This window comes from Nocardiopsis sp. NPDC055824, assembly GCF_053616335.1.
Genome location: NZ_JBSHDN010000066.1, coordinates 12,232 through 31,814, shown reverse-complemented (window position 1 = coordinate 31,814; position 19,583 = coordinate 12,232). Strand labels below are relative to the sequence as shown.

The window sequence follows — 19,583 nt, the reverse complement described above, 5'->3', positions numbered from 1 at the left end:
GCCGGCGCCCTTGCGGGACGCCGGCCGCCCACGGGGCGGAGACGGCGGCAGGCCTCAGGAGGTGACCAGCTCCAGGCCCCACATGGCGAGGAGCGGGTTGACGTCCTGGAAGTAGGTGGTGCCGCCCGAGACGCAGCTGCCGGAGCCGCCGGAGGTCACACCCTGGGCCTGCGAGCCCGCGACGAAGGGGGCGCCGGAGCCCCCGGGACCCGAGCACACGTCGGTCCGGGTCAGGCCGTGGACCGTGCCCTGCGGGTAGCTCACCGTGTGGTTGCGGCCCAGGATCCTGCCGCAGCGCCACCCGTTGTAGGGGTTGGACGTGCACACGGTCGATCCGATCGGCGCGGGCTGTGAGCCGGTGACCTCGACGAACCCCCCGGCCTGGTCGTCGACCAGGTTGGTGAGGGTCCACCCGGGCCCCACGCGGACGAACGCGCCGTCGGAGCCGGGGAACTGCGAGTGCTGGAAGGTTCCCGAGGCCCCGGCGGGGATGCTCTCCACCGGGGCGCCCGCGGTGCCGCAGTGCCCCGCGGTCAGGAAGCCGGGCTCCCCCGAGGCGGTGGCGGCGAAGCCGATGGTGCACACGCCTCCGCCGGTCCGGAACAGGCGGCCGCCGACGACCTCGGCGTAGGGGACCGCCTGCTCCGCGCCCTCCCGCACCCGCACGGCGGCGGGGTCCACACCGGCGTCCTCGACGAGGGCGGCGGCCTCGGACGAGGCCCCGCCCACGGTCTCGACGACCACGGCGCCCTCGGACGGGTCCGGATACCAGCCGACGACCCCCGCGCGGGGCCCGGCCGCGTCGAGGCCGGCCACGACGCCGTCCAGCTCGTCGGCGGAGCGCGGGACCACCTCGACCCGCGCTCCGGTCCTTCGCACCTCCTCGGCGACGGAGGGGGTGTCGACCAGGACGGTCAGCCGGAGCGTGCTGCTGTCGAAGACGGAGCCCGCGTAGGCGGGACCGGCGGCCTCGGCGGCCTCCGCGTCCGCACGGGCGGCCTCCTCCTGGGCTCTGAACAGGTCCCGGGCGGCCGACGGGCTCAGGCCGAACTGCGCTGCGACGGCGTCGGCCGGACCGGCGGAGGACCCGGGGCGGGCGGGCGCGGTGGAGTCCGGGGCGGCGGGGAGGGCGGCCCACGAGGGCGCCGGCGCGGATCCGAAGGCGAGGACGGTGCTCAGGGAGAGCGCGAGGAGGGCGCCGGCGGTTCGCGGCACGGGGGAGGGGGAGGCGTGCATGGTCGTCCGTTCTCCTGGGGGGAGGGGTGTCTCCAGGAGAACCCGGAAGTCCGCTCGGCGCCAGACGTCCTCTGCCCCTGTGGACGACGGAGACGGCAGGCGTCCCCGCCCGCGGGTGCGGACGGGGACGCGCTGTGGTGGCCCGGTCGGCCCGGTCGGCGGCCGGGGTCAGCCGGTCACCAGGCTGAGCCCCCACGAGCTCAGCAGCGGTCCGACCTCCTGGTAGTAGGTCGTACCGCCGGAGGTGCAGTCGCCGGAGCCGCCGGAGGTGACGCCCTGGGCCTGCGAGCCGGAGATGAACGAGCCGCCGGAGTCGCCGGGCTCGGCGCAGACGTCGGTCCGGGTCAGGTCCTCGACCGTGCCCTCCGGGTAGCTCACCGTCTGGCCGCGGGCCTCGATGGTGCCGCAGTGCCAGCCGGTGGTCGAGCCGGAGCGGCACACGGCCGACCCGATCGGCGCCTGGGTGGAGCCGGAGACGGTCGAGGAGCTGCCCTCGACCCGGTTCGTCCCGGTCCAGTTGGACGTGGCAGCGACGTAGGCGCCGTCGCTGCCGGGGAAGACGGACTCCTCGAACACACCGGAGCCGGTGCCGTCGGAGCTCTCGGCGGTGGTGCCGGCGGTGCCGCAGTGGCCCGCCGTCACAAAGCCGCCCTGCACGGCGAAGCCGATGGAGCAGCGGCCGCCGCCCATGTAGTAGGCCTCGCCGCCGACGATCTCGGCCAGCAGTCTGGGCGCCTCGACCGTCTCCTGCACCTCGAAGGCGGAGGCGTCCACCCCGGAGGCCTCGATGAGGCCGTCGGCGCTCGCGCCCTCGGTGACCTGGATGACGACGGTGTCGCGCTCCACGTCCGGGTACCAGCCGACGACGCCCTCGGGCGCGCCGACCGCGTCGAGTTCGTCCACGACCTGTGCCAGGCCCTCGGTGCCGTACGAGACCACGGTGGCCTCGGCGCCGGCGGCCTCGACCGCGTCGACGGCCGCGGCGTCGGTCACCAGGACGGTGAGCTCCTGTGTCTCGGGGTCGAACAGGGAGCCGCCGTAGGCGTCTCCCGCGGCCTCGGTGGCCTCGGTGTCGGTCTCGAAGGCGGATTCCTGGGCCTCGAGAAGTGCTTCGGCCCCGAGCGGGGTGAGGCCGAGGTCCCTCTCGAGGGCTTCCAGCATCGTCGCGGACCCGCCGCTGGCGGCGGGCTCGGCGGGGACGACCGCCGCGGTCGCGCCCGGCGTCACGGAGAACGCCAGGCCGAACGCGAGTGCGCCGGTGCCGATCGCGGAGATAACGGGGGAGGGTCGCATAGATCCCTACTCTCCTTGGGGAATTCTGACGGGGGTTCGGGGCCCGACACCCGCCGGCGAGGGCGTCGGACCCCGGACCGGAGCCCGTGATGAGACGAAAACTCCGGCCGGTTCGCCGTATGTCCTGCAGTCAAGACACTCGGTCAACGTTCATCCACGTTAAGTGCACATCTTGGGCAACGAAAGGACCGAGAACCTGGTATTTCATTCACGTGACGAAAGGATCATGTGATGATCCGATGCTTTTGTCCCGATCACTCATCGTCACGACATGTCTGACCTTGTAGTTTCCTACTGTGATCATTTTCGGATCACACATCGGCTCTCGGCGCAAGGGGTGTTGTGTGGCCGGATCCGGCCACTGGAACCGGGTGCCATCTGTGATGGTTCGGCCACGCATATGTAACTGCAAAGGTCAGAGCGGTAACTCATGGGTAACTTTGTTTGCCTGGCGAACGGGCGTGCGTTTTCCGAACGGCATTGCGATGTATCTCGTTCTGCTCGGAGGTGCGGGCCCGGGGGCCGAACGCCCCGGGAGCCGCTCCGGGAGACACGCCCGGTGCGAAACGGGCGCCCGCGCGGGCCACGCCGCGCGCACATCGGACGATCCGAGGTAACTAGCGGGTATCGGGCCCCGGGAAGGGGGTTGAGTCGCGCGGTGTTGGGCCAAGATAAGGGCGAGAGCCCCGAACGGGAGCCCGAACGGGAGGGAAGACGCCATGGCGACGAAGGACACGGGCGGTCAGAAGCACGCCTCGCGCCGCGACGAGGAGGTCGAGGAGACCGAGGCGGCGGCGGACGTCCAGGAACGCAAGGACCAGCTCGACGAGGACGTCGACGACATCCTCGACGAGATCGACGACGTGCTGGAGAGCAACGCCGAGGACTTCGTCCGGCAGTTCGTGCAGAAGGGCGGCGAGTAGCCGCTCCGCGGCGGTTCGCTGACAGCGCACCCGGGCGCCCCCGGCACCGCCGTGCGCCCGACTAGGGTCAGTCTCATCGGCCGGAGCACCGCCCGGCCGCCGAAAACAAGGACAACAGGCGCCCCACCCGCCCCCACGCCGGGGTGGGGCGCGAGTGGAGGGAGTCGCGTGTTCGAAGGGTTCGAGGGCGGACGGTTGCCGGCCGCTTTCATGAGTGCGGGAACCTCGTCCTTCACCGAGTTTCTCAGTTCGGTCAGCCCCGAGATGCTGCCCGGGCACAAGCTCCCGGCCGGAGGTGGGACGGAACACCTCACGCCCGACGCGACGACCATCGTCGCCCTGACCTTCCCCGGGGGAGTCCTGCTGGCGGGCGACCGCCGGGCCACCCAGGGCAACGTCATCGCCAACCGCGACATGGAGAAGGTCTTCCGGACCGACGAGTACTCCGCGGTGGCCATCGCGGGCTCCGCCGGGATCGGTATCGAACTCGCCCGCCTCTACCAGGTCGAACTGGAGCACTACGAGAAGATGGAGGGCCGCTCGCTCTCCCTCGAGGGCAAGGCGAACAAGCTCGCCCAGATGGTCCGGGGCAACCTCGGCATGGCGATGCAGGGCTTCGTCGTCGTCCCGATCCTCGTCGGCTTCGACGAGAACACCGGGGTGGGACGGGTCTTCAGCTACGACGCCGTCGGCGGACGCTACGAGGAGCAGCGCTACCACTCCATCGGCTCCGGGTCGGTCTTCGCCAGGGGCTCCATCAAGAAGCTCTACCGCGACGACCTGGACGAGACCGGCGCCGCCAAGGTGGCGCTCCAGTCCCTCTACGACGCCGCCGACGACGACTCCGCCACGGGCGGACCCGACCTGCACCGCAAGATCTTCCCCCTCGTCGACGTCATCACCGAGGACGGCCACCGCCGCCTGCCCGTCGAGGTCGTCGCCCGCCTGGCGACGGAGGTGGTCGAGGGGCGCGCCGAGCACCCCGACGGCCCCACCGTCGAGTTGGGCTGATCCGGCAGCCGTCCCCACCCCAGACTTCTCCCGACTAGGTAAGGAAACGATCCGCGGTGTCGATGCCGTTCTACGTCGCCCCCGAACAGCAGATGAAGGACAAGGCGGACTACGCGCGCAAGGGCATCGCGCGCGGCCGCAGCGCCGTCGTCCTGCAGTACGAGGGCGGGATCCTCATGGTGGCGGACAACATGTCCCGCACACTGCACAAGATCAGCGAGCTCTACGACCGCATCGGCTTCGCCGCCGTCGGCCGCTACCCCGAGTTCGAGAACCTGCGCCTGATGGGCGTTCGGTTCGCCGACGTGCGCGGGTACCAGTACGACCGCCGCGACGTCAGCGGGCGCCAGCTCGCCAACATCTACGCCCAGACCCTCGGAACCGTCTTCAGTGAGAGCCTCAAGCCCTGGGAGGTGGAGATCGTCGTCGCCGAGGTCGGGGACACCGCCGACGACGACGAGATCTACCGCATCACCTTCGACGGCTCCATCGTCGACGAACAGGGCTTCGTGGCCGTGGGCGGATCGTCCGAACACGTCTCCACCCAGCTCAAGGACCGCTTCGCAGCCGACGCCCCGCTCAGCGCCGCCCTCAACGCGGCCACCCGCGCCCTCGCGCGCGAGAACGGCGAGGAGCGGGAGCTGGAGGCCTCCAACCTGGAGGTCGCGATCCTGGAGCGCTCCAGGCAGCACCGCAAGTTCCGCCGCATCCAAGGCCGTCGCCTGACCGCCCTCATCGAGGAGGGCAAGGCCGGAGGCGCTGCCGCCCCGGGCGGCGACAGCACCGAGGACGAGGCCGACGAGTGATCTGAACGATGACGACGGTGCGGCGCGCCCGAGGCGCCGCACCGGCCGGTCGGGTGCGGACGGCGAGGGCCCGTCGTCCGCACCCCGGTGACGGGAAGTTGGTGAGGCCGCGTGGAACGACGGATCTTCGGGCTGGAGAACGAGTACGGGGTCACGTGCACCTTCCGGGGACAGCGCAGGCTGTCGCCCGACGAGGTCGCCCGGTACCTCTTCCGCAGGGTGGTCTCCTGGGGGCGCAGCAGCAACGTGTTCCTGCGCAACGGCGCCCGGCTGTACCTGGACGTGGGGAGCCACCCCGAGTACGCCACCCCCGAGTGCGACAGCCTCGTGGACCTGGTGGCCCACGACAAGGCCGGCGAGCGCATCCTGGAGGGGCTGCAGGTCGACGCCGAGCAGCGCCTGCACGAGGAGGGCATCGCCGGCGACATCTACCTGTTCAAGAACAACACCGACTCGGCGGGCAACTCCTACGGCTGCCACGAGAACTACCTCGTCGGACGGCACGGGGAGTTCGGCCGCCTGGCCGACGTGCTCATCCCCTTCCTGGTCACCCGCCAGATCATCTGCGGCGCCGGCAAGGTCCTCCAGACCCCCCGGGGCGCCCTCTTCTGCGTCAGCCAGCGGGCCGAGCACATCTGGGAGGGCGTCTCCTCCGCCACCACGCGCTCCCGCCCCATCATCAACACCCGCGACGAGCCGCACGCCGACGCCGAGCGCTTCCGGCGCCTGCACGTCATCGTCGGCGACTCGAACATGAGCGAGACCACCACCCTCCTCAAACTGGGCTCCACCGACCTCGTCCTGCGCATGATCGAGGCCGGGGTCGTCATGCGCGACTACACGCTGGAGAACCCCATCCGGGCGATCCGCGAGGTCAGCCACGACATGACCGGCCGGCGCAAGGTGCGGCTGGCCAACGGCCGCGAGGCCAGCGCACTGGAGATCCAGCGCGAGTACCTGGACAAGGTGCAGAGCTACGTCGACCGGCACGGCACCGACGCCACCGGCAAGCGCATCCTGGACCTGTGGCAGCGCACCCTGGAGGCGGTCGAGACCCAGAACCTGGACACCGTCGCCCGGGAGATCGACTGGGTCGCCAAGTACCAGCTCCTGGAGCGCTACAGGGACAAGCACGACCTGTCGCTGTCGTCGCCGCGCGTGGCCCAGCTCGACCTGACCTACCACGACATCCACCGCGACCGCGGACTCTTCTACCTCATGCAGAAGCGCGGCCAGATGGACCGCGTGGTCGGCGACCTGAAGATCTTCGAGGCCAAGTCGGTGCCCCCGCAGACCACGCGGGCCCGGCTGCGCGGGGAGTTCATCCGCCGTGCCCAGGAGCAGCGCCGCGACTTCACGGTGGACTGGGTGCACCTCAAGCTCAACGACCAGGCGCAGCGGACCGTGCTCTGCAAGGATCCCTTCAAGTCGGTCGACGAGCGCGTGGAGAAGCTCATCGCCGGAATGTGACCTTCCGCAGCAGTCGGACACGGGCCCCGCCCGGAGGACGAAAGCCCTCCGCGGCGGGGTTCTGGCGTTCGGTGCGCTCCCGGGGGTGGTTACGGCCCTACTTTTCGGTAGTGTGACCCTGTCCCAAGCCGGAAATCAGAGGTTGTGACTCATGCACCGACGTGCCGCCGCCCTCGCGGTGCCGCTGGCCGCCATCACCCTGGCGGTCTCAAGCTGCGGAAGCATCCCAGAGGAATGGCGAACGCCAGCCTTCCTGCGCATGAACGGGGACCAGCTCGACCCACGGCTGCCCACCGTCACCGGCGAGGTCGGTGAGGAACCGGAGGTCGCCTTCCCCGAGTCCGACCCGCCGGACGAGGAGATCTCGGGCATCGTCAGCGCCGGCTCGGGTGAGGACGAGCTGGTGCGCGCGGACGACCTGGTCGTCGCCAACGTGGTCCAGTACCAGTGGACCGGCCCCGGCGAAGGCGAGCTCGCCGAGGGCATGTCCAGCTACGAGACCGGCGCCCCCGACCTGATCCGCATGGAGCAGATGCCGGAGCAGATCAGCGAGGTGCTGGTCAACCAGCCCGTCGGCAGCCGCGCCGTCTACGTCATGCCCCCTCTCACCGAGGACGAGCAGGCCCAGGCGGAGGCGGCCGGACAGGCCGCCCCGGCCGGCGCCAGCGTCCTGGTCATCGACCTGGTCAACAGCTTCAACAAGGGCTCGGTCGTGCCCGGGGAGCAGAGCACCGACGGCGGCGACGGCCTGCCCGTGGTGACCCAGGAGGGCCACAGCGAGCCGACCATCGAGTTCCCGGAGGACGCGGAGGCCCCCGAGGACCTGGAGGTCGTCCCGCTCATCGAGGGCACCGGCGACGAGGTGGAGGAGGGCGAGCAGGTCATCGTCCAGTACACCGGCGTGCGCTGGGAGGCCGACGACAACGGCGAGCACCCGTCCTTCGACTCCACGTGGAGCCGCGGCGGCGACCCGTTCGACACGACCATCGGCGCGGGAGCCGTCATCGAGGGCTGGGACGAGGGCATCGTCGGCCAGCCGGTCGGCAGCCGCCTGCTCCTGTCCGTTCCCGCCGACATGGCCTACGGCGCGACGGAGGAGGAGACCATGGGCGCTCCCGCCGGTCCCCTCGTCTTCGTCGTCGACGTGCTCGGGTCCTACAAGAACCCGCCGCCCGCCGAGGAGGAAGGCGGAGCCGCCCCCGAGGAGGGCGCCGAGGAGGAGGCCGACCCCGCCGAGGGCGGGGAGTAGCCGCCTCCGCGCGTACGCGTACGACCGCCCCCGCCGGCCTCCCGCGGGGGCGGTCGCGTGTCCGGGGCCGTTCGCGCCCCGGCGTGTCCGGGCCCCGGGGCAGGCGGGCCCCTGCGCGGCGCCGGGGCCTGACACGCCCGGTGGGTGCGGTCCCGGGCCGGACGAGGTCCCCGTGCGTAGAGTCGGAGGATCCGTGGACAGGCGAGGGGGAGTGATGTCGGACCGAAGGCGCTACTGCTACGTGTCAGGACTACGCCTCGGGGTTGCGGCCCTGGAGGAGCTCTGCGCCCAGGGGCGCCCGCCCGCCCTGGTGGTGTCCTACTCGGGGGAGCTGGCCCACCGCTGCGGGTACCTCGACTACGAGTCCGTCGTTCGCCGCCACGACCTGACGCACCTGCGCGTCCCGGACATCAACTCCGACGAGGTCCGGGACGCCCTCGCCGCGCACGGCGTCGACCTGATGGTCGTCGCCGGGTGGTCGCAGCTGGTCCAGGAGGACGTGCTGGACCCGCTGGCGCTGGGCGCGGTCGGGCTCCACCCCTCGCCCCTCCCGGTCGGGCGGGGGTACGCGCCCATCCCCTGGACCATCCTGCGCGCCATGCGCTCCAGCGCGGTCACCCTCTTCCACCTCGAACGCGAGCCCGGCACCGGCGACATCGTCGACCAGAGCTGGTTCGACGTCCCGGCCGACGCCACCGCCACCGGCCTCTACGAACGGGTCGGCCACCTCCAGTCGGAGCTGCTGGTCCGGCACCTGGACGACCTCCTGGAGGGCTCGGCCCCGCGGCGGCCGCAGAGCGGACACGCGTCGGTGTGGCCCACCAGGCGGCCCAGCGACGGCCACCTCGACCTCACCGCCGCCGGGAGCGACGTGGACCGGATGGTGCGCGCGCTCGCCTCCCCCTACCCGGGGGCGTTCGCGATGTTCGGCGGCGCGCGGATCACCCTGTGCGCGGGGGCGCTGCACGGGGAGGCCCGGGGCGGGGACCCCGGACAGGTGGTCTCGGTCGGGGAGGGGCGCAGGTGGGGGATCACCTGCGGGGACGGAACGGTGTTCGTGCCCGAGTCGCTGCGGGTCGACGAGGGGGTGCGGGCCGAGCCGACCTCGCTGTCCATGTTCCGCCCGGGCGCCTATTTCGACGCACCCTCCGAGCACATGCTCGCCTCCACCCGCAGGGTGCCGGTGCCCGGGCAGGCGCCGAGCCCGGACGCGCTCCAGAGCGCCTGAGAACCGGGCCTCCGGGGCCCGGGGCCGTGGGGCCCTGCCGCCGGACGGGGCGCGGCGGGCCGGGAGGCGCACAGGCACCGGGAACGGCAGGGCCGGTGCGGACGGGCGGAACGCCGCGTCCGGCGGGCGCCGGGGCGCACACGGGGCGTCCCACCCCGTCCCGGGCGGGTCCGGCGGGCGCGAGGGGTGTGCGCACGGGCGGTCCCGGGCAGCACCGGGCCGACGGAGCCGTGGGCCCCCTGTATCCAGGAAACCCCACCGGAGGGCGCGGGGGAAGGGGCTGTGGACGGTCCCGGGCGGACCCTACAGCAGCGCCGCCGCGTGGCGGCCCGCCGCGGCGGAGCTCAGGAACGCCGCCCGGTCCTCGTCGAGCCCGCGGCCCATCGTCGACACCTTCACCGGCAGGGCCGCCAAAGCCTCCTCCAGGCCGTCGACGCCGACCTCGACCAGGGTGTGCCGCTCACCCAGCGGCCGGGCCTGGGCGCGCACGCGCTCGCCGAACACCCCCGGCAGGACCGGCACCACCACGTCCGCCCGGGCCAGCGCCACGCGCCCGTACGCGGTCATGCTGTGGTGCGACACCCCCCGGTGCCGCTCGCGCTCGTCGGCCTCGCTCACCCGGAGCGCGGCCACCGGGCGCCCGCCCAGCACGGCCGCCGCGTTGACCGCCTCGCCGCAGGAGACCCCCGAGAACCCCCACGGGGTGCCGGTGCCCAGGTTCCCCGGCCCCTGGCACACCACCGCCACCTCCGCGCCCATCACGTGCCGGGCCGCCAGCAGCCCGGAGTGCACGGTGACCGCCTCCAGATCGCCCCCGAAGGCCTGCCCGGTGGTCACGCACCCCTCGACCAGGCCCTCCTCCCGCAGTGCCCCCACCAGCTGCGAGAACGCGGCGGGCAGGGCCCCGCCGTCCAGCATCACGTTGACGATCCGCGTCCCCGGCCGTTCCGCGCGCACCCCGGCGACCACCGCGGGCAGCGCCGAGTGCAGGTCGGCCACCACCACGGGCATGCCGTCCACGCCGTCGGCGGACCGCAGCACCCCGTGGTGGGGCGACCCCTGCTCGTCCGCGCCCAGCACGGTCGCCTGGAGCGGCGTGTAGCGGGCCTTCACCAGGTGTCCGGGCCCCTCCCGGTCGGCGGGGAGGCGGTCCGGGAGAGCCACGACCAGCGCGTACCCGCCCGTCCCCAGACCCAGGTCCAGGGCCCCGGTGTTGAGCAGCACGGAGTCCCCGACCCCGGGCTCCCCGACGAGGTCGGTGTAGGCCAGCGCACGGCACGTCGCCACGGGGCCCGTGCCTGTCCCCTCCGTGACCCCGTCCCCCTCGTCGGCGGGGTCCACCGCCACCAGGGCCAGGGCGACCCCCGGCCAGGACGGGAGGAGCTGACGGACTTCACCACGGCGCCACCGGATCATGCCAGGCACGGTACCGTCGTTGCTGAACCGGAGTAGGGACGACGCGCCAGAGCGCACCCCGGCCGGTCCATCCACCATGCGCGGGCGAGAAGGGTGCGGACGATGTCTCGCAGGAAGACGGAACGACAGCTGAACCTGGTCATCTGTCTGTTGTCCACACGCCGCCACCTGACCGCCCAGGAGATCAGGCAGACGGTGCACGGCTACGCCGAGGCGGACACCGAGTCGGCGTTCAAGCGCATGTTCGAGCGGGACAAGCGCGAACTGCGCGACAGCGGCATCCCCATCCAGGTCGGGACCGGGGACGCGGTCAGCGGCGAGGAGGGCTACCGCATCTCCCGTTCCGACTACGAGCTGCCGGAGATCGAGCTCCTTCCCGACGAGGCCCTCGTCCTGGGCCTGGCCGCCCGCGCCTGGAGGCACGCCTCCCTGGGCGAGGCGGCGGCCAACGCCCTGTTCAAGCTCCGCTCCGCGGGGGTGCCCGTGGACAGCGAGGCCGCACCCGGGCTCACCCCCGCGATGCGCACCGACGAGCCCTCCTTCGGCCCCGTCTGGCAGGCGGTGCGGGACCGGCGCCCCATCTCCTTCGACTACCGCAAGCCGGGGCAGGCCGAGTCCGAGACCCGCGAGGTCGAGCCCTGGGGCATCGTCAACCTGCGCGGCCACTGGTACGTGGTCGGCCACGACCGGCTGCGCGACGCGCGCCGGGTGTTCCGCCTGGGCCGCATCCGGGGAGAGGTGACCGTCCTGCGGGGAGGCCCCGACGTGGTCATCCCCGAGGGGGTCGACCTGCGCTCGGTGGTCGCGGGCCAGACCGCCGAGCCCGAGCGCACCGCCCTCCTGCGGGTGCGCGCCGACTCCGCGCACGCCCTGCGCCGCCGCGCCCTGCGCGTGGTCCCCGGGGAGAGGGACGGTTCGGGCAACGGCTGGGACACCCTCAGCTATCCCTACTCGGACACCCCCGCCCTCGTGCGGCGCGTCGCCTCGTTCGGCTCGCGAGCCGAGATCGTCGAGCCCGCCGGGGCCCGCGAGGCGATGGCGGCCCACCTGGCGGCCACGGCCGGGTCGGCCGGAGCCGCCGCGTCCGAGCCCGTCGGCACGGGCGGAGCCGGGGGGACCGACGCCCCCGCGCGCGGGCCCCGCTCGGCCGACCAGCTGCGCCGGCTGCTCATGCTGGTGCCCTACGCCCTGGGCCGCGACGTGCGCGTCCCGGAGGTCGCCCAGCACTTCGGGCTCAGCGAGAAGCAGGTCGTCGCCGACCTGAGCCTGCTCTGGATGTGCGGGCTGCCCGGCTACACGCCCGGCGACCTCATCGACGTCGACCTCGACGCGGCCAAGGAGACCGGCGAGATCATCATCGCCAACGCCGACACCCTCGCCCAGCCGCTCCGGCTCACCGCCGACGAGGCGGCCAGCCTGGTCGTGGGCCTGTCCCTGCTGGAGGCGCTCCCCGAGACCGAGGGACTGGAGGGCGGTGCGCTCAAGCGGGTCGGGGAGAAGCTGCGCACCGCGGCCGGGGCCGCCCTGGGCTCCCTGGCCGACTCGGTCCAGGTACGGGTGGAGGGGGACGAGCAGGTCGCCCGGACCCAGCGGCGCTGCGCCGACGCCCTGGAGGCCGGGCAGCGCCTGCACCTGCGCTACCTGTCGGGCTACCTGGACCAGGTCACCGAACGCGATGTGGACCCCATGGGCCTGGTCGTCCAGGACGGCTACCCCTTCCTGGAGGGGTACTGCCACCTGCGCGAGGACGTGCGCCTGTTCCGCCTGGACAGGGTGCTGGAGCTCACCGTCCTGCCCTACGCCGCCGAGGTCCCCGAGGGGGTGGGCCGCCGCGACCTGTCCGCGGGGGTGCTCCAGCGCTCGGACCGCGACGCCCAGGTCACCCTCGACCTGGAGCCCACGGCGGGCTGGGTGACCGAGGACTACGTGTGCGAGTCGGTGACCGAGCTCCCCGGGGGAGGGGTCCGCGCCACACTGCGCACGCCCGCCCCCGCCTGGGTGGTGCGCCTCGCGCTGATGCTGGGGCCGGAGGGGCGCGTGGTGGCGCCCGGAGCGCTCGCCGAGGAGGCGCGCGCCGAAGCACTGCGGGCGTTGGAGTACTACCGCACAGAACAATCCTGTGGGAAATTGGTCGAGACCACTTCGTCGCCCGAGTGAGGCCCAGCTGTTCACCGGGGGCAGGGGTGGCGGTCACTCCGCAAGGGATAAGGTGAACGCGTGATCGTCCTCGCCGTCCTGTTCGGTGTGTTCACAGCCGGACTCGCCGTCGTCGCGGCCCTCGCCCTGCGGGTGCGCCGCGCCGCGGGCGTGCTGTCCGAGCGGGTGGCACGGGCGTCGGACGAGTACCGGGCGAGCAGTGATGACCTGCGTGAGCGCGTCGGTCGAAGCGGTGCGGGGACATGACGGACCCGTATCCGCGTACGCGTACCATCGAAGGCGCTTGTTCGCGCCCCACAGAGAGGTAGAACCATGGGACCGTTCAACGGACCTACCCTCGCCATCCTGGCGATCCTGGCCCTGCTGCTGTTCGGAGCCAAGAAGCTGCCGGACCTGGCCAGATCCCTGGGGCGCAGCGCCCGCATCCTCAAGGCCGAGAGCAAGGGCCTGATCGACGAGGACGAGAACGCCGAGGCGAACGGGGCCCAGAACCAGCAGGCCTCCCAGCAGCAGAACCCCGCGGCCGGCCAGCAGTACCCCCAGCAGCCGTCGCAGCCGCAGCAGCAGAACTACCCGCAGCTGCCCCCCGGCCAGCGCATCGTCGACGAGTCCGGTGAGACCACCCACCGCACCTACGGCAACTGATCCAGGCGCCACATCCGCGTGGAGCCGCGCTCCGCGGTGCCCCCCGCACCGCGTGACGCCGCGGTTCCGCCTCAGCGGCCCGCCCGAGGGCGGCGCCGCCGGGCGCCCGACGCCGAGAGGCGGGCGGCTCCCGTGACGGGCACCCCCCGGTGCCGGACACGGGAGCGACACGGGCGCGGCGCCGAGCAGGAGCGCCGCGCCGCACGGCTGTCATGGGGATCCGCGCCGACCGCGCGGACCCGGAGGAGAAGAGAGTGACCACACGATGAGCGCACGAGGCCGGGCGGCCAATCCGGAGGCCCGGATGCCGCTCATGGAGCACCTACGCGAGCTGCGCAGCCGACTGACCAAGGCGGCCATCGCGCTGGCCCTGGGCGCGGTGGTGGGATACCTCGTCTACGACTACGTGTGGGCGTTCCTGGTCGAGCCCTACTGCTCCCTGCCGGTGTCCCAGGTCAACGGACCCGACGACTGCTCCCTCATCGTCACCGGCCCCTTCGACGCCTTCTTCGTGGCCTTCAAGGTCTGGCTGTTCGTCGGGGCACTCGTCTCCGCGCCGTTCTGGCTGTACCAGCTGTGGGCGTTCGTCGCCCCCGCGCTGCACGGGCGCGAGAAGAAGTACGCCTACCTCTTCGCGCCGCTGGCCGCCCTGCTGTTCGCCGGCGGCGCGGCCCTGGCCTACGCCATCACCTCCATGGCGCTCACCATGCTGTTCGGCTTCCTGCCCGAGGACGCCGACCCCTTCCTGACCATCGGCGAGTACCTCAACTACATGCTCATCATGATGGGCATGTTCGGCATCGGCTTCGTGCTGCCCCTGCTGGTGGTCCTGCTCAACATCTCCGGGGTCCTCCCGCACGCCGCCATCGCCAAGTGGCGCCGCGTCATCATCTTCTCCTCGTTCGTGATCGCGGCGGTCATCACCCCGGCCGAACCGATCTCCATGCTCGCGCTGGCGGTCCCGCTCGTCGTCCTCTTCGAGATCGCCGAGCTGTTCGCCTTCCTCAACGACCGCCGCAAGAAGCGCGACGACCCCTACGCCGGCCTGGACGACGACGAGATCTCCGAACTCGACGACACCCCGTCCGCCCTGGACGAGCCCGACGTGGGAGAAGAGTCCGGAAAACGCTCATGAGGGGCCCCGGCACACGCTAGGGTCGGGCGGTGGGGCGGGCTCGTCCCACCGTCGGCTCCGGTGCACCCCCGGGCCGACCCGGGCCGCGGAGAAGGGGAAGACCGATGAGTGAGCAGAGAGAAGCCCGACGGGACCTCCCTCCCGAGGCCATGGGCAACGAGAAGTGGCACGACACCACCGACGCCGTCTGGATGCGCTCCTCCCTGTCCAAGGAGGAGTCCGAGGCGGTCGTGGAGGTCGCGACCTTCGACGACGGCTTCCGCGCCGTACGCGACGGCAAGTCCCCCGAGAAGGGCACGCTGTACTTCACCCCCGCCGAGTGGGAGGCCTTCGTCCTGGGCGCCCGTGACGGCGAGTTCGACATCCCCGAGGAGTACCTCACCGAGGAGGAGCGCCGGATCCAGAACGGCGAGGTCGACGTCGAGGTCGCGTGGGTGCCCTCCCCGCTGAACACCCCCAAGGCGATGGAGGAGTACCATCGCCGCCAGCGTGAGGAAGCCGAACAGCGGGCCGGGGCCTCCGAGACCTCCTGACGCACCCCCGCGCGCACCCGGGCGCGAGGGGTGCGCGGGCGACCTCCACAGCTCCGAACTCCCTCCCTGTCCCTTACGGGGTAGCAAGGACTGGTATGCCCCCTCACATCGCTCTTCTCGTCAACCCCGTCTCCGGCAGGCGCCGCGCCGCCGTCACCGCGGTCCGGCTCAAACAGGCGCTCCGCGACGCCGGGGCCAGAGTGCACGTGTACACCGGGCGCTCGGCCTCCGACAGCCGGAGGATGGCGCGCCTGGCCGCCTCCGACAACCCGGACGCCCTCGTCGCCGTCGGCGGTGACGGCCTCGTCCACCAGGCCCTCCAGGGTGTCGTGGGGACCGGGGTCCCCCTGGCCGTGGTGCCCACCGGGACCGGCAACGACATCGCCCGCGCCTTCGGCCGCCCCAGCGGCCCGGCCCGGGAGGTGGCCGCCGCGATCCTGCGGGGCCGCACCCGCCCCGCCGACACCGTGCGCATGACCCTGGCCGACGGCACCCAGCGCTACTACCTCAGCGTCCTGGCCTGCGGCTTCGACGCCAGGGTCAACGAGCGGGTCAACGACTCCCGGTTCAGGCTCGGCCGCGCCGGCTACGTGGTGGGCCTGCTCGCGGAACTGCGCTCCTTCGCGCCCGTCGACTTCGAGATCGAGGTGGACGGCAGACGCATCGCCGAACCCGGCATGCTCGTCGCGGTCGGCAACACCAGCGCCTACGGCGGAGGCATGCTCGTGTGCCCCGACGCCGAACCCGACGACGGACTCCTCGACGTGGTCTTCGTCCGCGAGGCCCCGGTGGGCCGGTTCCTGCGCCTGTTCCCCCGCGTCTTCAACGGCAGCCACACCGGATGCGACGAGGTGGTGGTCGAACGCGGCCGCTCCGTCACCATCCGCGCCGCGGCCGGTGCCGCCTACGCCGACGGCGAGCGGGTCGGGGAGCCGCCACTGGTCTGCGAGGTCGTCCCCAAATCGGTCGAGATGTTGGAGCTGACCTCATAGGCTGGAGGCCATATGAGTAGTCACTCCGAGCGGTACGCCGCCTTCCGTCGGCGCCAGGCCGCCTCCAGCCCCGCCATCGAGGCCTTCCAGGGCCTCTACGGGTTCGAGTTCGATCCGTTCCAGGTCAGGGCCTGCCGGGTCCTGGAGAACGGCCACGGGGTGCTGGTGGCCGCCCCGACCGGCTCCGGCAAGACCGTGGTCGGCGAGTTCGCCGTGCACCTGGCCCTGTCCGAGGGCACCAAGTGCTTCTACACCACGCCCATCAAGGCCCTGTCCAACCAGAAGTACAACGACCTGGTCAAGCGCTACGGCGCCGACCGGGTCGGACTGCTGACCGGTGACAACAGCGTCAACGGCGAGGCCCCCGTGGTCGTCATGACCACCGAGGTGCTGCGCAACATGCTCTACGAGGGCTCCTCCACCCTCGGCGGGCTCGCCTACGTGGTGATGGACGAGGTCCACTACCTCGCCGACCGCTTCCGCGGCGCGGTGTGGGAGGAGGTCATCATCCACCTGCCCGAGTCGGTGCGCATGGTGGCCCTCTCCGCGACCGTCAGCAACGCCGAGGAGTTCGGCGAGTGGCTGCAGCAGGTGCGCGGCGACACCACCGTCATCGTCGACGAGAAGCGCCCGGTGCCGCTGTGGCAGCACGTCATGGTCGGCAACCGCGTCCACGACCTGTTCGTGGACATGGAGGAGGACACCGGCCCGGAGGAGGAGCCCGACTCCGGCGGCCACCGCAGCAAGGGCAAGCGCAAGCGCGAGAGGCGCCGCCCGCAGCAGCACCGGGAGATCGAGGTCGGCGGCCAGAGGCTGCGGATCAACCCGTCCCTGATCCGGTTCGCCGAGGAGGACTCCCGGATCACCCAGCTGGCCGACCGGCGGCGCCACCCGCAGTCCAGGGCCCGGGGCAGCATCCGCCCGCGCTCGCGTTTCGCGCCGCCCTCCCGGACGGCCATCATCGAGGAACTCGACGACGACGGGCTGCTGCCCGCCATCACCTTCATCTTCAGCCGCGCGGGCTGCGACGACGCCGTCCGCCAGTGCGTGGCCTCCGGCCTGGTGCTCACCAGCCCGGAGGAGGCCGCCGAGATCCGCGAGTACGCGGAGACCCGGTGCGCCGACATTCCCCCGGCCGACCTGGCCGTGCTCGGCTTCGACCAGTGGCTCCGCGCCCTGGAGGCGGGCATCTCCTCCCACCACGCGGGGATGCTCCCCACGTTCAAGGAGATCGTCGAGCACCTGTTCTCCCGGGGGCTCATCCGCGCCGTGTTCGCCACCGAGACCCTCGCCCTGGGCATCAACATGCCCGCGCGGACCGTGGTCATCGAGAAGCTCGACAAGTGGAACGGCGAGGCCCACGTCCGGCTCACCCCGGGCGAGTACACGCAGCTCACCGGCCGTGCCGGACGCCGCGGCATCGACGTGGAGGGCCACGCCGTCGTCGTGTGGCAGGCAGGGACCGACCCCGAGGCCGTCGCCAGCCTCGCGGGCACCCGCACCTACCCGCTCAACTCCAGCTTCCAGCCGTCCTACAACATGGCGGTCAACCTGGTGGGCCAGGTCGGCCGCCGGCGCAGCCGCACCATGCTGGAGGAGTCCTTCGCCCAGTTCCAGGCCGACCGCGCCGTGGTCGGCCTGGTCAAGCAGCTGCGCAAGCACGAGGAGGCGCTGGACGGCTACGCCAAGGCCGCCGAGTGCCACCTGGGCGACTTCATGGAGTACGCCTCGCTGCGCCGCGCCCTGAGCGACCGCGAGTCCGTGCTCTCCAAGACCCGTTCGGCCCAGCGGCGCGACGAGGCCCTGGAGAGCCTGGAGAAACTGCGGCCGGGCGACATCATCCGCATCCCGTCGGGCCGCTTCTCCGGACACGCCGTGGTGCTCGACCCCGGACTGCGCCACGACCTGCCCGCACCGCTGGTGCTCACGGCGGACAAGCAGGTCAAGCGGGTCAACGCCAGCGACTTCACCGTTCCCGTGCATCCGTCCGGGCGGATGCGCATCCCCAAGTCCTTCTCCGCCAAGTCGCCCAGGTCCCGCCAGGACCTGGCCTCCACGCTGCGCAACAAGCTCAAGGAGCGCGGCACCGACCCGGTCTACGAGCGGGGCGGACGCGACGCGGGCGAGGACGCCGAGGTGCTGCGGCTGCGCACCGCGCTGCGCGAGCACCCCTGCCACGGGTGCGCGGACCGCGAGGACCACGCCCGCTGGGCGGAGCGGTACTTCCGGCTGAGCCGTGAGACCGACTCGCTGCGCCGCCGGGTCGAGGGGCGCTCGCACGTCATCTCCCGTACCTTCGACCGGGTGTGCGGCGTCCTGGAGGACCTGGAGTACCTGTCCGGGGACAGCGTGTCCGACGACGGGTCGCGTCTGGCCAAGATCTACTCGGAGCTGGACCTGCTCGTCGCCGAGTGCCTGCGCCGGGGGGTCTGGAAGGGCCTCAACCCGGTGGAGCTGGCCGCGTGCGTGGCGTCCCTGGTCTACGAGGCGCGACGCAACGACGACGCCTACCCCCGCGTCCCCTCCGGCCCGGTCGAGACGACCCTTGCCGAGATGGTGCGGCTGTGGGGCGAGCTCAACGAGGTCGAGGCCCGGCACCGGGTGTCGTTCCTGCGCCAGCCGGACCTGGGGTTCGTGTGGACGGCGCACCGGTGGGCGCGCGGCGACCGGCTGGACGACATCCTGCGCCAGGCGGACATGCCCGCGGGCGACTTCGTGCGCACCGCCAAGATGCTGGTGGACATGCTCAGCCAGATCGCCGGGGCGACCGGTGACGCGGAGGTGCGCTCCACCTCGCGCAAGGCCGCCGACCTGGTGCGCCGCGGCGTGGTCGCCTACTCCTCGTTCAACTAGGCGCGTTCTGCGCGGCGGCCGGTCCGGTGGGGCCGGCCGCCGCGGGGAACACCGGCGGTCGCGGGGGCGTTCGTCGCATTGCGGGACCCCGGTGGTCGCAGCCGCTCCCGGCCGGGTCCATCATGGGAGACGCACGGGACCCCCGACACAGGGGCCTGTAGTTCGCAAGACACCTGAAACGAGGCTCGAACAGTGCTGCGCACCCTCATCAACGGCAAGATCCACCGCGCCACGGTCACCCAGGCCGACCTGCACTACGTCGGCTCCGTCACGATCGACGCCGACCTGATGGACGCCGCCGACATCGTCGACGGGGAGCAGGTCCACATCGTCGACATCGACAACGGAGCCCGCCTGGTCACCTACGCCCTCGTCGGGGAGCGCGGCAGCGGGGTCATCGGCATCAACGGGGCCGCCGCCCGTCTGGTCAGCCCCGGCGACCTCGTCATCATCATCGGCTACGCCCAGGTGGACGAGGCCGAGCGCGCCGAGCACGTCCAGCACATCGTGCACGTGGACCGCGACAACAGGATCGTCAAGCTGGGCAACGACCCGGCGGAGCCGGTCCCCGGCGACACGACACTCGTCGCCGGGCGCTGACCGGCCCGGACACGCGCGAGGCGGACGCCCGTGCCG

The 19,583-nt window shown here is 72.3% G+C and carries 17 protein-coding genes; 14 read left to right on the top strand and 3 right to left on the bottom strand.

Translation table 11 applies throughout. From position 1 onward, the window contains the following. Nucleotides 1-54: 54 nt before the first annotated feature. Entirely contained in the window at nt 55-1,236 is a 1,182-nt protein-coding gene (locus ACWGL3_RS15595) for a S1 family peptidase (RefSeq protein ID WP_452461447.1), read from the bottom strand. A 168-nt stretch (nt 1,237-1,404) separates the two neighbouring features. Beyond that, complete coding sequence (locus tag ACWGL3_RS15590) at nt 1,405-2,529, bottom strand: S1 family peptidase (protein WP_267945321.1); 1,125 nt, start codon at nt 2,527-2,529, stop codon at nt 1,405-1,407. A 719-nt stretch (nt 2,530-3,248) separates the two neighbouring features. Between ACWGL3_RS15590 and ACWGL3_RS15585 the strand changes: the two genes are divergently transcribed. The 6 genes from ACWGL3_RS15585 (at nt 3,249) to ACWGL3_RS15560 (ending at nt 9,216) form a co-directional block, all read left to right on the top strand. Beyond that, the gene (locus ACWGL3_RS15585; protein WP_267945320.1) at nt 3,249-3,452 is read left to right on the top strand and encodes a ubiquitin-like protein Pup; all 204 of its coding nucleotides are present in this window, start codon (nt 3,249-3,251) and stop codon (nt 3,450-3,452) included. 168 nt (nt 3,453-3,620) lie between these two features. After that, nucleotides 3,621-4,463, top strand: a complete 843-nt coding sequence (gene prcB / locus ACWGL3_RS15580; protein WP_267945319.1) for a proteasome subunit beta — start codon at nt 3,621-3,623, stop codon at nt 4,461-4,463. Between the two features lie 56 nt (nt 4,464-4,519). After that, entirely contained in the window at nt 4,520-5,269 is a 750-nt protein-coding gene (prcA, locus tag ACWGL3_RS15575; RefSeq protein ID WP_267945318.1) for a proteasome subunit alpha, read from the top strand. A 111-nt stretch (nt 5,270-5,380) separates the two neighbouring features. Then, nucleotides 5,381-6,739 (top strand): Pup--protein ligase, encoded by a 1,359-nt coding sequence (gene pafA, locus ACWGL3_RS15570; RefSeq protein ID WP_267945317.1) that lies wholly within the window; start codon nt 5,381-5,383, stop codon nt 6,737-6,739. A 151-nt stretch (nt 6,740-6,890) separates the two neighbouring features. Beyond that, the gene (locus tag ACWGL3_RS15565) at nt 6,891-7,988 is read left to right on the top strand and encodes an FKBP-type peptidyl-prolyl cis-trans isomerase (protein WP_267945316.1); all 1,098 of its coding nucleotides are present in this window, start codon (nt 6,891-6,893) and stop codon (nt 7,986-7,988) included. Between the two features lie 214 nt (nt 7,989-8,202). Then, complete coding sequence (locus ACWGL3_RS15560; protein WP_267945315.1) at nt 8,203-9,216, top strand: methionyl-tRNA formyltransferase; 1,014 nt, start codon at nt 8,203-8,205, stop codon at nt 9,214-9,216. A gap of 303 nt (nt 9,217-9,519) precedes the next feature. Here the strand turns inward: ACWGL3_RS15560 and ACWGL3_RS15555 are convergent, their stop codons facing one another. Continuing rightward, on the bottom strand, nt 9,520-10,632 hold the full coding sequence (locus ACWGL3_RS15555) for a DUF3866 family protein (protein WP_267945314.1): 1,113 nt from the start codon (nt 10,630-10,632) through the stop codon (nt 9,520-9,522). Nucleotides 10,633-10,734: 102 nt separating this feature from the next. On the opposite strand from ACWGL3_RS15555, the gene ACWGL3_RS15550 reads away from it, so the two are divergent. From ACWGL3_RS15550 to panD, 8 genes are all read left to right on the top strand, one after another. Next, nucleotides 10,735-12,789 (top strand): helix-turn-helix transcriptional regulator, encoded by a 2,055-nt coding sequence (locus ACWGL3_RS15550; RefSeq protein ID WP_267945313.1) that lies wholly within the window; start codon nt 10,735-10,737, stop codon nt 12,787-12,789. Nucleotides 12,790-12,849: 60 nt separating this feature from the next. After that, nucleotides 12,850-13,035 carry a hypothetical protein gene (locus ACWGL3_RS15545; RefSeq protein WP_267945312.1) on the top strand — a complete coding sequence of 62 codons (186 nt, stop codon included), beginning with the start codon at nt 12,850-12,852 and terminating at the stop codon, nt 13,033-13,035. A 66-nt stretch (nt 13,036-13,101) separates the two neighbouring features. Further along, on the top strand, nt 13,102-13,434 hold the full coding sequence (gene tatA / locus ACWGL3_RS15540) for a Sec-independent protein translocase subunit TatA (RefSeq protein WP_267945311.1): 333 nt from the start codon (nt 13,102-13,104) through the stop codon (nt 13,432-13,434). Nucleotides 13,435-13,738: 304 nt separating this feature from the next. Beyond that, nucleotides 13,739-14,569, top strand: coding sequence for a twin-arginine translocase subunit TatC (gene tatC, locus ACWGL3_RS15535; RefSeq protein WP_267950427.1), 831 nt, complete (start codon nt 13,739-13,741; stop codon nt 14,567-14,569). A gap of 104 nt (nt 14,570-14,673) precedes the next feature. Further along, nucleotides 14,674-15,102: a DUF397 domain-containing protein gene (locus tag ACWGL3_RS15530; protein ID WP_267945310.1), complete on the top strand. Its 429-nt coding sequence runs from the start codon at nt 14,674-14,676 to the stop codon at nt 15,100-15,102. Between the two features lie 95 nt (nt 15,103-15,197). Next, the gene (locus ACWGL3_RS15525; RefSeq protein ID WP_267945309.1) at nt 15,198-16,094 is read left to right on the top strand and encodes a diacylglycerol/lipid kinase family protein; all 897 of its coding nucleotides are present in this window, start codon (nt 15,198-15,200) and stop codon (nt 16,092-16,094) included. Between the two features lie 12 nt (nt 16,095-16,106). Continuing rightward, nucleotides 16,107-18,947: a DEAD/DEAH box helicase gene (locus ACWGL3_RS15520; protein ID WP_267945308.1), complete on the top strand. Its 2,841-nt coding sequence runs from the start codon at nt 16,107-16,109 to the stop codon at nt 18,945-18,947. A gap of 192 nt (nt 18,948-19,139) precedes the next feature. After that, entirely contained in the window at nt 19,140-19,547 is a 408-nt protein-coding gene (panD, locus tag ACWGL3_RS15515) for an aspartate 1-decarboxylase (RefSeq protein WP_267945307.1), read from the top strand. Nucleotides 19,548-19,583 lie beyond the last annotated feature (36 nt).

Excerpts from the sequence above, each read along its gene's own strand:
- ACWGL3_RS15595 (WP_452461447.1), bottom strand. The coding sequence starts at position 1,236 with ATGCACGCCTCCCCCTCCCCCGTGCCGCGAACCGCCGGCGCCCTCCTC.
- ACWGL3_RS15590 (WP_267945321.1), bottom strand. The coding sequence starts at position 2,529 with ATGCGACCCTCCCCCGTTATCTCCGCGATCGGCACCGGCGCACTCGCG.
- ACWGL3_RS15585 (WP_267945320.1), top strand. The coding sequence starts at position 3,249 with ATGGCGACGAAGGACACGGGCGGTCAGAAGCACGCCTCGCGCCGCGAC.
- ACWGL3_RS15565 (WP_267945316.1), top strand. The coding sequence starts at position 6,891 with ATGCACCGACGTGCCGCCGCCCTCGCGGTGCCGCTGGCCGCCATCACC.
- ACWGL3_RS15560 (WP_267945315.1), top strand. The coding sequence starts at position 8,203 with ATGTCGGACCGAAGGCGCTACTGCTACGTGTCAGGACTACGCCTCGGG.
- ACWGL3_RS15555 (WP_267945314.1), bottom strand. The coding sequence starts at position 10,632 with ATGATCCGGTGGCGCCGTGGTGAAGTCCGTCAGCTCCTCCCGTCCTGG.
- ACWGL3_RS15550 (WP_267945313.1), top strand. The coding sequence starts at position 10,735 with ATGTCTCGCAGGAAGACGGAACGACAGCTGAACCTGGTCATCTGTCTG.
- tatA (WP_267945311.1), top strand. The coding sequence starts at position 13,102 with ATGGGACCGTTCAACGGACCTACCCTCGCCATCCTGGCGATCCTGGCC.
- tatC (WP_267950427.1), top strand. The coding sequence starts at position 13,739 with ATGCCGCTCATGGAGCACCTACGCGAGCTGCGCAGCCGACTGACCAAG.
- ACWGL3_RS15530 (WP_267945310.1), top strand. The coding sequence starts at position 14,674 with ATGAGTGAGCAGAGAGAAGCCCGACGGGACCTCCCTCCCGAGGCCATG.
- ACWGL3_RS15525 (WP_267945309.1), top strand. The coding sequence starts at position 15,198 with ATGCCCCCTCACATCGCTCTTCTCGTCAACCCCGTCTCCGGCAGGCGC.
- ACWGL3_RS15520 (WP_267945308.1), top strand. The coding sequence starts at position 16,107 with ATGAGTAGTCACTCCGAGCGGTACGCCGCCTTCCGTCGGCGCCAGGCC.